Origin of the sequence: Vibrio sp. 1-Bac 57 (assembly GCF_037546855.1) — a bacterium.
In the GTDB taxonomy this organism is placed as follows: Bacteria; Pseudomonadota; Gammaproteobacteria; order Enterobacterales; family Psychromonadaceae; genus Psychromonas.
Window position 1 is genome coordinate 37,689 of sequence record NZ_JALAAC010000033.1, and the last position, 11,504, is coordinate 49,192.

An 11,504-nucleotide genomic window follows, 5' to 3' on the forward strand; every position below is an offset into this window, starting at 1 on the left:
ATTATTTTAATAAATTTTGAGTAATTGCAGCCAACTGCTGCTTGCGGTTTTCAATAAGTTTTAAATGCACCTGTTTCTCTTTAAGCGCACATTTTACAACAGCCATCACCTTTCGCTGCGTCGCCAAATCAGGAAAAGCTAAAGGAGTTTCTTCAAGCACGCTCCGCCTGATACTAACCTGAGCACTTCCTTCCGCAGTTTGCTGAAAATAATTCTGCACCGGCAATTGATTTAACTGCCAGGCTAAAAATTCCGGATCAACCTGCTCACTTGTAACATTGATTACAAAGAAATGCTGTGAACAAACAGCCTGTTTTACTGGGGTATCAATGGCTGCTGCCGTTATTCTCGGCCCTCTGGAAACAAATACTATATCTCCGGTTTTTAACCACTCAGGCTCGTTCCTACCAGATACATGAGCTTTAATAAGGTTCTCCCAGTCAACCTGACTGTCCCCATTTATATTTTTTACTTGAATAACAAATCCATTACCTTCGCTATCTTCTTTTATCGCTCCGCGAAAAGGGTGACCCGCTTTGATATTTGCTATCTCTTTAAGTAACATTTTCACAAATAAAACTCCGCACCATTTCAATGATGTAAATAATTACTTGTTATTGTTAACTTGTCAAGTAAATTAAGTGGTTATTTAGCACCATCCTAATGATGCAGATGGTAATTGACACTGTCGTTTTATCAATGTAATTTAAAAAGACACAGAAGTGCATCATTGGAATGGTGCTTTATTTAATGAGGGTGGAGGAGGTTGTATGAAAGAAGAAGCGATAATTTATGAAGTAACAATTGAGTGGTTAGAAGATAGAAAATTAGTCAATACATCTTTTGACCCAATCAAAATGGATTATGCGCCAAGGGTTGGTGATGTCATCAATGTCGATGGCATTTATAACGAAGTAATATCTATTGTTTACAAATCGAATCAGCCTATTTGGTTAACAGCGTATGTAAATATTATTGGCGACTCGCTTGAGCATGAAAAATGGGTTAAGGAAAAATTAATTGATGTAACGCCCTCTAACCCACAAATTACATTTATTTAATAAAGGAGAAACATTATGAGTAGCGAACAAATTATTAACGGTCTGTTAGATCAAGGTATTTTAGATAACGAAGAACAAAAAGTTAGTGGAATTGCTAAGTTAGCTGTAGATAAAGGATACGATACTTTATCACATGCACAAAAATCCGTTATAGCCCCATGGTTAACTGCAAACTGTAGCGGTTCAACTGATCCTGGTGGGCATCATAATGGATGCTCTGTAGAGTTAATAGGAGATGAATTAGTTGACGCTCTGGATTTAGCCGAAGATTATGAGTCTATTCAATGTGAAAGCTGTCGATCTGATGATTCATATTATGGTCACCAATACAGTAAATTAATGGAGAAATGATACAGTCTTAAACGAGAAATTTAAAAAAAGTAGGAGGAGGTTATGAGGCAAGCATTTAAAACCGTTAGTAAATCAAAATTGAGAAACTATGGCAATGATGATTTCTTTTATCTCTCAGACGAAAAATTTAAAAGATTATCAAAAGCTTTAAATAAAGAGGAAAAATCATTCGCTTTTAACTTGAGAAAGCGAGATAAAAAAGGTAACCCGTTACTTTCTGATTCGGACAGAGAGGCTTTTAATAGAATATTAATTAAGCTTAGAAACGCGATTCATGGAACTTATTTTAAAGAGGTATTGAAGGCTGCGAAGTATTACACTGATTGCGGTAAGGGTAAGTACTCACAAGAAGTAGACCGACTTATGCATCTAGCTATGATCAAATACTCAATGGGTAATTGGTTTCCAAGTGAGCAGCAAATACAGAACTATGAAGTATTCGATGACTTGCCTTATAGTGAGCCTTCAAAGAGTGAATTAAAAACACCAAAGCTTACTAAATACGAGCTAAAAAAAATAAAGTTCATTTTATATGCAGCTTATTTGATCTCAATAGTTCATAGAATATCGGTTAAAGATAATGACTCGAAAACTCCTTTTAAATTAATTAGATTTGATTTTGATTCATTTGATTTACAACTAGGTTATACAGCCTTTAATGAAAACTATACAAGTTTTGGAATGGATTTACGCGAGATATTATTATCAGCACAAGGTGATTCCATAGAGCATTTTAGTGATAAGTGGAACTTTGGCCAGGCATTCGATATCGCTGAAGGCAGAAGTTTTGACGATACCTGTAAAATTTGTAATCTTGGCTATGTGGTAAGGGATATTTTTACTGGATTTACTAATTGTAAAACATGTGAAAGAAGAAAAATATTCTCAGAAATGGGGATCACTTTGAACGATGATGTAAATGCAGATAAAGCTGATGTTTTATTAAAAGCGACCTGTAGTTTTTGTGGTTGCGATATCCACAATGCCTTAACTTTTACCAAACGAAAACAAAAACGTTTTATATGTGATTGTCGAAAGCCGCAGAAAAAAAAAGCAGTTAAACAGATTACAAAAGTTAAGCCGGTAACTAAAAACAAACCAAACCAGACAACAACATCGGTAACCAGTGATGGGCGTATAGGGCAAGACTATTTTAAATCGGAAGTAACGAAAGTCTGTAATGGTTGCTGCGTGGTAACCGGAGTGCAAGATCAAACTCCGAGCATATTGATTGGTAGCCATATAAAATCTTGGGCTGATTCTAGTGATGAAGAGCGAATGGATGGACATAATGGTCTTCTATTGGCACCTCATATAGACAAGTTATACGACAAGCACTTAATAACTTTTTCAAAGTCGGGAAAAATTTTAGTATCTAAATTATTAAATGAGAGCGTGTTAATTGTCTGGGGAATAGATATCGAAAAACAGTATTCGCTAACAGATATACAACACGAATATATGAAATGGCATCGCGAGATATTCAAGAAAAAGCAAGAAAATATTTAGCTTAAGTGATTCATGTTATGGACACCAATACAGTAAATTAATGAAGGAGTGATATCATTTTAGACTGCACTAAGGCTGCTATTTGATAATAAACGGTAAGATTAAATAGGGATTCCAATTGAATGACAAAAATGAATCCCATTTATTATTAGTATTCTATCTATTTAAAGAAAAAAATTTAAATAGTTACAGTGTAACTCTAGGTTTATATGGATTGCGTCATAAGCAATTTAATGTGTATGATAGTTTATCTATCATTCTCTTTTTGGTTTACCTGAATATTCAGTAAGTTAATAATTTAGAGAGTGTTGTTCAAAAATGATCTGCAAAAGTTGCAATAATTTGTTCTCTAAACATACCAAGCATTTCAATAGTAGGTTGCTCTATGCTAGTCATATTTCCTGTCGAGGGGACATTATCTCCGATTGACTGATGGGGTGCTTCATCTGTGAAGTTGTCCCACTCAAACAATGAATTCGTTGATATTTCACTTTTTTTCTTGGACTTATTTAAATTATCACGATCCTCGATCTGCAGATCCACTGTCGTAATTACATTGTAATCAGGTAAATCATCTTTAATGCGATTAGCAAAATCAGAAAGCTTTGGTTCGGCAAATGTGTATAACCATGCTTCTTGATTTTGTGCATCACTGATTCTTAAAATACGACCTAATACTTGCCTGAAGTACAGTTCTGTTTTTATTCGGCTCAAATGGCAACAAACTTGTAAACGCGGAATATCAGTACCTTCAGACACCATACCAACACTTACAATCCATTGAGTATTCGAATATCGAAAGTGTTCAATAATTTCTGAAGGCTTTGCTTGCTTATAAGTAACCAACACCGCAGTTTGGTTAAATGTTTCTCGAAGTAATCTAACAATTTCAATGGCATGTTCGACAGATGCAGCGACCACTAGTGCTCCTGCATTAGGGTTACTGTTTCGTATTTCCTTTAACTTATTACACCCGCGATTAAGAATATCTTTCATTACATAATCATTAGTGATGACGGAATGATAGGAAACTATTGATTGATTCAATAATTCTTGAATACCTGTAAATACTTTCTTTTGGTTATCTTCATCTGTAACAGATATTTTTTCGTTATCAATTAATACTAAGGTAGGTATTCGGCACACACCATCTTGTACAGCATCTTTTAAGCCATAGATATAATCACACTGAATTAACCCATCAGGATCACTGTAGTTTGATAAAACTATTGGTGCATTATCAGATCGCCATGGTGTACCTGTTAACGCGAGGGTGAAATTTGCTTGCTGTTGAATGTTTTGAATTATTTCTTCACCCCATGCATTAGCATTTTCCAGTGAAGATCCTGAACAATGATGGATTTCATCAAACACGACTAATACGCGATACTTTTTAAGTAATTGCCAAAAATCTTCTTTAAAAAACATTATGTTTTGGTAAGTATAGGAGCAACCAACTGCACCGATAACGCCATCAAACCGAGCGGCAAACCTTTTGCTAAAAGTATACGTTATGCTTTGAGCGACAGTTATTGAGGGAGAGAAACAAAGAACAAAATCAATTTTATCTTGCTCATGCAGTTTTGCTGCAACTTCAGCAGCCATTACTGTTTTTCCTGCTCCGGGTGTAGCTAAGCATAGAAAATGCTTACTAATTTCCTGATAATGTTCCAGTGCTAACTTAACGCTCTCGGCTTGCCACTTTCTTAATTGCATTGTGTTTCCGATTGAATAGCTATGATTGTTTGTAGGGCTTTTATTTTTCCTAAAAGTTTTGAGCTTTTATCACGAGCTAGATGGTACTTCTCTCTAAGTTGTTCTTTCATTTCAGGAACAGAGTCTAATAAACGGATATACTCTTCCGATTCGCCAATAGCTGACATCATGTCAACTTTGTACTCTTTTAGGGTTTTTTCTAACATTTTTATTGAAGACTCATTTAATTTTTTTTCATTAGAAATGGGGGATGGCTTTTCATCTAAAACCTCTTGGGAAGAATTAGAAAGAAAAGTGACTTCGTTAAATAGAACCGTTTTTTTATAAGTTATCTTATGCGAATTTTTTGCACCATTCTTAATTAACAAGTCAAGCTTAACTAACCTCACAATCTGTCTGTAAACATATTTACGCGTTTCATTTACGCATAAAGTTTCTTGTGAGTGACGCAGATACTCATCTCTCAGCTTAACTACTGTAAATTTATTGAATGCCTCATTCTGTAAAATATTAGCAAGAAGAACATTCATTTTTATATTCATCATAAGTTTTTAACACACCAAATTCATTTGCTCCGATAGCGGAGCAATTTTAGGTGTTTTCTCTGTGACAATCAAGCTCTGATAACGGAGCAAAGAGTCGATGAATATTGTTGGTGAGAATGTTAGAAAAATACGAGAAAAAAATAGTTGGACCCAAACACAATTAGCTGCGAAATGTAACTTATTAGAATGGAATATAAGCAGGGGAACTTTAGCAAAAATTGAGGCTAAAGTGAGGCGTGTTACTGATATTGAAGTGAAGTTGTTGGCTGAGGCTCTAGAAACGAATATAGAAGCTTTATTTTTGAATAGACAATAAAAGTCACAACCAATTTAGCTTACAGATGAATACTTTTGAAATTGTGATAATTAGTTTTAAATTTAAATGTCCATCGACATCTCTTTAAATTATTATCATATTCGAGAACATTGTTTAGATAGACAGACACAAAGGTCGCTCAACTACAGGTACATCTTGCTACGCAAGAGTGCAGAATAAGATGTGGACAACGCTTCGCGTTGACACACAACTTATTTCCGCTTGCACCCGTAGTCACTCCTTAAAGTTATAAATTATTTTTTGTTTTTTAAAAGATCAACCAAATAGCTGTTACGTTTGTGGGAGTTGCTTGGTAGTTTTGTGATCTCATTAAAGTCTTGTTGTGAACCTACAATATGAATTTCGCTCTCAGCCCTAGTAATAGCGGTATAAAGCCACGCTCTATCAACTATCCTACCTTTTTGTAACGCGATAATAATGCGTGGAAATTGCGATCCTTGCGCTTTGTGGAGCGTAATGCAGTAACCTAATTCCATACAGTCCAATACAGCCTGCGTAACTTCAACTTTATCACCTGTATCTAGCACAACAGATCCATAGCTTTCACCAACGAATTCCACTGATGACAACACTCCCAATGAGCCGTTTTGAATGCCTTTATCATAATTGTTTTGCGTGAATAGAATAACGTCACCCTGACGTAGGTCACGGAAGAACTTTTCACCATGCAACTCAAACTCAAGTCTTTGCCCGTTAAGGTTTGTAGCGTTTTGAGTCAGATTGTTAATGTCAGCAACCATCGCCTTTGTTGCTCCCATTATACGGCTATTATCAGGGGAAGCTTGGAATAGCGTTGTACAGGTTTGAGCAATTTCATTTTTCTGTGTTTCATGAAAAGTAATCGCCCCAGTGCTAATGTTTTCAGGCACAATCCCAGCGTTAATTAACTTTGAATACTCAGGTATCCCAGTTGATCCGTCTTGTCGTTTAACAATGTCTAACATGGTATTTGCGATGACCTTTGACTCAACGATATCTGATAACACCTTGCCACAGCCGATCGGTGGTAATTGGTCTGGATCACCTGTGAATATAATGTGTGTTGAGGGATGTAAATGGATGACCAATCGGTACATGGTCGGCAGATCAATCATTGAAGCTTCATCGATGACTAACAGGTTTTTAGATTGTTCATTGCTTGGTTCAATGACTTCCTTACGTAGTAAAGCCGCAATCGTCATTGTTTTGAATCCAATCGATTCATGCAAACGCATAGCCGCTCGGCCTGATAGTGCTACCGCATGAATCTCATAGCCTAATTGATGATAAGCCCGAAGTGCGGTTCTTAACACCGTTGTTTTGCCCGTCCCTGCACCGCCTGTAATACAAGCTACCGCATTATCTAAAGCAGTCATTACAGCTTCGCTTTGGCGTTCTGTTAACTCATAGGGCAATTCATTAGCCGCAGACAAATAGGCCAAATTTGCATGCTCATTATATAAGTTTTTTTGCTTAGCAAGTGCTAATAGTCGTTTTGCGACTACAGATTCCATCAGGAGCTGAGCTGTTGGATGGTAGGTGCCAGTCTCATTATTTACAATGAATTGTGCCTTTTGATGACCAGTCACAAATGCTTGGCTTGTCAGTTCGGCATTACCAAGAAGTTTCTTAACGGTTGGTTTAATGGCGTTCCGTGTGATGTAAGTATGACCTTTTTCAATCTCTTTTCGGATTGCCATTTCCAGTGCGGCACTAAGTCTTCTTGGGTCATCCTGTGTAACATCGCTCTTAAAACCTGTTGTCTTAATGATATCGTCAATGGCACTAAAAGACAGACCAAAACCAATCAGTGCGTAGGGATTACCCTTGATAACGTCTATGGAGGCTTCGCCATGATGTTTAAGTAGCCGTTGCTGTACACTGGCGGGGACTTTGTGCTCACTCATCCAGTTGCAATACGACAGATTCTTATACTTGGCGTAGCCTTTAAAGAGCGCCTCTATTGAGCCTTCGTTTAGAAGCGGTGTCAGGCGTTCTCTGGACTCAGACGTATCTTTTCTCAAGGTAGCATGGAAGTCTTTACCTAGGAGCTGCCAGAGCGCTCTGGCTTTGCTTTCACCAATCCCTTTGAATACATTTTCCTTTGCGATAAAGCGTATCAGTTGCTCACCTGTTTCGGGTAAGGCACATTCAATATGCTCTGGTGATTCATAGGTGTGTTGCTGCATTACATAATCGCCAGTTTCGACATCTTTAATTTGGCGAGTGCCTTTGACTGACCAATGCTGACCTAGCGTGGGTTGAATTGGGATGCTATCTGGGTTAGCTTTGATGGTGACATAATATTTGCCATTATTGGTTTTGTAAGAGTCTAGCGCCAGTGGCACACCGCTAAATATCACCAATTTAGTTGAGCGATAAGGGATGCTTGTAACGCGCATTTTGTCTTCATTCAAAACGGTATTCATCGTGGCATTAACCCCATTTCAGATAGAGTTTCAGACAGCTCACCAAAGCGCTCAAGTCGCTTTTCAAGCTCTTTAACCTTGGCTTTCAATTCAATGTTCTCTACCTCTAATGACGACACGCGCTTTGAATCTAATAACTTACGATTTGTCGTGCTGTCGTAGGCTTTAGGTTTATCCGCATTCTTCTTGGCCGATTCCGTTAAAGGAGGGAGCACACCTTTGTCACGTAGTTCATCTTCTAATGCCTTGAGTGTTTTCTTGAGGGCTGGGTTTTGATTTAGGGCTGATTTTCCACAGCCGATACTTTTCGCCACTTCGATGCGGTTAAGCTGACCTCTGAACACGATTTGTTTAAAGTCATCATCCGTCTGTGTAGCTTTCCATACTTCAAATGCCTCAAGGTTTTGCTGCGCTTTCTGCTGACCACTTGCCATATTGCCTCTCGCTATTTCCTGATTTGTGGTTTAATACGTTATAAATTGTTGGGTTTTTACTTATTGCTGCGCTTAACGTCTTGTAATGTCTTTTGAAACACATCCATGATACTTGGGTTAGCTTTACCAATGCTGGATAGTTTTTGAATGAAAGCTTGAAGCTTTCCAATTTCTGATTGTGCCACTGCAAGTTCTGCTTCTAGTTGGATTACCTTCTCAGCTAAATCCACATCTTTCTGTAAGTAAGCAATAAGCTCTTTGTTGTCAGATGCAACAGGCTTGCCCCTTAATACTTGCTTTTTTTCCTTAAACTCGTGCTTGATATTCGCGTATTTATCGAGTGTCTGTCGAGTTGTGGTAATGCCTAAACTGGATTCCACTTTTGTAATGAGCAAATCCCAAGTTAACTTACCTTCCCAGCTTCTAATAAGGGCTTGGATGGAAATTTGCTGTTCTGTTTCTAATGATTTAATTGCCATATTATTCCTCTAAAATGAGCCTAAGAAGCCCAAGAAGTTATTCGTAGCTTCATCTTTGATTTTATCCTTATTTGCCTCTATCGCAGCTTGAAGGGCATGCTCAGGATTAGGGAGTGACAACTTTCGTTCTTCTACGGTTTTTGTGTCTAAATTGGTGATCCTCATGCTGTTTGAGCGAGTTAGAAATCGCACCATACTGCCTTCTTCTATAGTGTCATCGGACAGCACTTCAATCAGGTTTTTTAGCATACATGTATTGCGATAATGGGTTCTGTACCACTCCTGCATCCCTTTACTCGTTTCAAAGTTAATAGCCTCTTGTACCTTTTTCAAGTTATGAGTTTGTACCTTTAAATCCTTCAGTAACAAGTCTATGGCATCACTATCATGTGTTACATGGCAAGATGATGAGCATAGCGTACATTGCGTTTCAAACTCCGTCATATAAGTGCAGGGTGAGAGTGCTAAATTCTGAGTGCAAAATCCTGATTCGTGAACAAAGGTCGGGGTTTCGTTGTTGATAGCCTCGTTATAATTATTCATGGTCACAAGACGACGACTTACCTTTTCTTCGACATTGCTTGATAGCTCATCAGAGAAAGAAATATCACAAATCACAGAAGCGTTCTGTGCATCCGTTGTATGGATGTATGTCAGCGTTTGCTCTGCGCTCTTTCGGCCTGATAGCATGGAAATGAGATGGTGAGGAAGTCCTTTTTTCGCAAGGTAATCATTTTGCCAATGACGTAATTGGTGCGGCTTGAGCAAAAAGCTTGATGAAAAACCGTGTCGCTCAAAGATGGAAAGTCTAGTTTTAGTTGCTTTTATTAAATCGTCAGAGAATAAATCACTTAGCGAGCTAATGGGTGCTAAAAGGAAAGGGTTTTTGATTTGGCCGCCTAACTGTTTTTGGGTGTAAGCAAATAATGCGTTATCAAAGTCCACATACTTACTTTGGTTCTTATTGTAACCCTTTAGTTGGCTTTGATTCTTTTCGATGGTGAAATTCTGAAACTCAGCCACAGTGAGTTCTTGCTTGCCTCCTGTGTAATTACTGTACTGCGCTAAGGAGATGTGATTACAACCTGTAAGCAAATTATTGTAAGGGCAGTTAGACTTAAAGCTTAGTGTATCGAACGCTTTAAGCTGTGCGATGGACTTGATGAATACGCCATCGCCTCGAATTGTTTTACAGATAGCCCCCTTGGTAGTCGGTGTAACTCGAACGTATTTGTCGCTATCGTCAAAAAAACCTAGCAGTAAACCAAGATGCAAAAGGTTTGTTGATTTATTCATCGAAGGTCTAATGAGTGCGAGGTTTTCGTCGCTAGGTTTAAATTCACCCAGCACTTCCTTTAAGGGGCGTGCTGGCTTTCGATAGAATCTTGCTAATGCCCTTGTTGGTTCAGTCGCAAGGATGGTGTAGTGCAGTGCTCTATCTAGGCTATCAACCATTTCTGCATTAATGTGATTTTGGTTGTCCTTCCAGCCCTTTGAACCTCGCCAGTTTAGAAAGTGAACGGTTTTTTCTTGCCCCTCAACAACCTGTGTATGTGACTGTATGCGCTGCGGAGTGAGAAGGACTTGCTCTGCACCGATTCGATTAGGCGAAGCCATTCCAAGCGCTCCCATGGTACAAGTAAAGCTGTCTCGTTGCCCTTGCGCATAAGATAAAAGCGGTTCCCAAGCATCAATATTTTCCTTGTCATCATCCTGATAGCGTGGAATGACATCATAGAAGATAGCTCCGAGCGCGAGTAGCGCCTTTTCCGAAGGCAGTTTTTTTTGTTCCGCCTCCAGCGCATCATCGCCACTCTTACTTCGTGTTGTATTGACTGTGTTGTTAATATAGGGCTGACAGCTTTTTGCTAGCATTTGGTGTTGATGTAGCCAGTTGATGAAATTTGGTAGATTAGCGAGATATTTCATCGAATCAATGGAATGTTGAATTTCATCAAGGGTAGCCGTAGCGACATTTTCATCGAGGTTGCAAAGGAAATATCTCGCCGCCGTTATTTTGCCTTGTTTTATTTTTTGGGCTACATTTTCTTTTAACACATCAAGCATATAGGCAAACAATAACTTGTGTATCTCAGGCTTTAATCGGTCATCGTCAGTGAAGCGTGTACCTATTTTGGGATTATTTCTGTTTAGATTACAAAACAAAATATTGATGCGCTTATTATCAGCGTCTGTGAAAGTTACAGCAATATCATTCCATGAAGCAGGCTCTCCTTGAGCGTTGCTAAATCCAATGAGTGGCTGCGCTTGCTTTTTGGTAACGTAAGCACGTTGGTTATCAATATAACGGTTAATTATACTCATGTTTATCCTCCAACTTTGATTGTTTTTCGCTCTTTACACAGAGCTATCGTCACTCTGATATAGAGAATAATAGTGTGCAGCCGCTTAACGGTGGCTGGATGGCCTGATTGACTATTTATAGCCAGTTTACGCTCTGCTTTATCTAAATATTGCTGATGATTTGCGGTTTCTAGAGGGCGAAAGTTATCACAAGGGTAACACCCCATTGGCGCTCCCCCTTTTGACTGACAGCTTGAACAGTTGGTTGGATTAAGCTTGTGCCCCATCTCTTCATCAAAAGGGCTTTTTATTTTGAAATCGGGATGCTGCTGTAATTTTTCTGAGGATGTGCTATCAAAT

The 11,504-nt window shown here is 38.4% G+C and carries 12 protein-coding genes; 4 read left to right on the forward strand and 8 right to left on the reverse strand.

Annotated elements, in window-relative coordinates; translation table 11 throughout:
* Position 1 precedes the first annotated feature (1 nt).
* Entirely contained in the window at positions 2–565 is a 564-nt protein-coding gene (locus MT391_RS16830) for a restriction endonuclease subunit S (RefSeq protein WP_499499153.1), read from the reverse strand.
* 205 nt (positions 566–770) lie between these two features.
* Here MT391_RS16830 and MT391_RS16835 point away from each other — a divergent pair, with 205 nt between their 5' ends.
* Genes MT391_RS16835 through MT391_RS16845 form a run of 3 tightly spaced genes read left to right on the forward strand, consistent with a single transcriptional unit; the run spans position 771 to position 2,921 of the window.
* Positions 771–1,061: a hypothetical protein gene (locus tag MT391_RS16835; RefSeq protein ID WP_499499136.1), complete on the forward strand. Its 291-nt coding sequence runs from the start codon at positions 771–773 to the stop codon at positions 1,059–1,061.
* 15 nt (positions 1,062–1,076) lie between these two features.
* The gene (locus MT391_RS16840) at positions 1,077–1,412 is read left to right on the forward strand and encodes a hypothetical protein (RefSeq protein WP_499499137.1); all 336 of its coding nucleotides are present in this window, start codon (positions 1,077–1,079) and stop codon (positions 1,410–1,412) included.
* Between the two features lie 42 nt (positions 1,413–1,454).
* Positions 1,455–2,921: an HNH endonuclease signature motif containing protein gene (locus MT391_RS16845; protein ID WP_499499139.1), complete on the forward strand. Its 1,467-nt coding sequence runs from the start codon at positions 1,455–1,457 to the stop codon at positions 2,919–2,921.
* Between the two features lie 312 nt (positions 2,922–3,233).
* On the opposite strand, the gene MT391_RS16850 is transcribed toward MT391_RS16845, so the two are convergent.
* Together MT391_RS16850 and MT391_RS16855 are read right to left on the reverse strand one after the other, a co-directional pair.
* Entirely contained in the window at positions 3,234–4,637 is a 1,404-nt protein-coding gene (locus tag MT391_RS16850) for a DEAD/DEAH box helicase (protein ID WP_499499140.1), read from the reverse strand.
* Positions 4,628–5,182: a VspR family transcription factor gene (locus MT391_RS16855; protein ID WP_499499142.1), complete on the reverse strand. Its 555-nt coding sequence runs from the start codon at positions 5,180–5,182 to the stop codon at positions 4,628–4,630. Before MT391_RS16855 ends, MT391_RS16850 begins: the two co-directional genes overlap by 10 nt.
* Before the next feature lie 97 nt (positions 5,183–5,279).
* Between MT391_RS16855 and MT391_RS16860 the strand changes: the two genes are divergently transcribed.
* The gene (locus MT391_RS16860; protein WP_499499144.1) at positions 5,280–5,498 is read left to right on the forward strand and encodes a helix-turn-helix domain-containing protein; all 219 of its coding nucleotides are present in this window, start codon (positions 5,280–5,282) and stop codon (positions 5,496–5,498) included.
* A 254-nt stretch (positions 5,499–5,752) separates the two neighbouring features.
* Here the strand turns inward: MT391_RS16860 and MT391_RS16865 are convergent, their stop codons facing one another.
* The 5 genes from MT391_RS16865 to MT391_RS16885 all read right to left on the reverse strand — a co-directional run.
* On the reverse strand, positions 5,753–7,927 hold the full coding sequence (locus MT391_RS16865) for an AAA family ATPase (RefSeq protein WP_499499146.1): 2,175 nt from the start codon (positions 7,925–7,927) through the stop codon (positions 5,753–5,755).
* Complete coding sequence (locus MT391_RS16870; protein WP_238740584.1) at positions 7,924–8,361, reverse strand: VPA1267 family protein; 438 nt, start codon at positions 8,359–8,361, stop codon at positions 7,924–7,926. Before MT391_RS16870 ends, MT391_RS16865 begins: the two co-directional genes overlap by 4 nt.
* A 56-nt stretch (positions 8,362–8,417) precedes the next feature.
* Entirely contained in the window at positions 8,418–8,840 is a 423-nt protein-coding gene (locus tag MT391_RS16875; RefSeq protein WP_499499147.1) for a hypothetical protein, read from the reverse strand.
* Positions 8,841–8,849: 9 nt separating this feature from the next.
* Complete coding sequence (locus tag MT391_RS16880) at positions 8,850–11,165, reverse strand: hypothetical protein (protein ID WP_499499148.1); 2,316 nt, start codon at positions 11,163–11,165, stop codon at positions 8,850–8,852.
* A gap of 2 nt (positions 11,166–11,167) precedes the next feature.
* Positions 11,168–11,504, reverse strand: a 337-nt coding sequence (locus tag MT391_RS16885; RefSeq protein WP_499499150.1) for a hypothetical protein, incomplete at its 5' end; no start/stop codon positions are given.

Coding starts and splice junctions, on each gene's coding strand:
- MT391_RS16830 (WP_499499153.1), bottom strand. CDS start 565: ATGTTACTTAAAGAGATAGCAAATATCAAAGCGGGTCACCCTTTTCGC.
- MT391_RS16835 (WP_499499136.1), top strand. CDS start 771: ATGAAAGAAGAAGCGATAATTTATGAAGTAACAATTGAGTGGTTAGAA.
- MT391_RS16840 (WP_499499137.1), top strand. CDS start 1,077: ATGAGTAGCGAACAAATTATTAACGGTCTGTTAGATCAAGGTATTTTA.
- MT391_RS16845 (WP_499499139.1), top strand. CDS start 1,455: ATGAGGCAAGCATTTAAAACCGTTAGTAAATCAAAATTGAGAAACTAT.
- MT391_RS16850 (WP_499499140.1), bottom strand. CDS start 4,637: ATGCAATTAAGAAAGTGGCAAGCCGAGAGCGTTAAGTTAGCACTGGAA.
- MT391_RS16855 (WP_499499142.1), bottom strand. CDS start 5,182: ATGATGAATATAAAAATGAATGTTCTTCTTGCTAATATTTTACAGAAT.
- MT391_RS16860 (WP_499499144.1), top strand. CDS start 5,280: ATGAATATTGTTGGTGAGAATGTTAGAAAAATACGAGAAAAAAATAGT.
- MT391_RS16865 (WP_499499146.1), bottom strand. CDS start 7,927: ATGAATACCGTTTTGAATGAAGACAAAATGCGCGTTACAAGCATCCCT.
- MT391_RS16870 (WP_238740584.1), bottom strand. CDS start 8,361: ATGGCAAGTGGTCAGCAGAAAGCGCAGCAAAACCTTGAGGCATTTGAA.
- MT391_RS16875 (WP_499499147.1), bottom strand. CDS start 8,840: ATGGCAATTAAATCATTAGAAACAGAACAGCAAATTTCCATCCAAGCC.
- MT391_RS16880 (WP_499499148.1), bottom strand. CDS start 11,165: ATGAGTATAATTAACCGTTATATTGATAACCAACGTGCTTACGTTACC.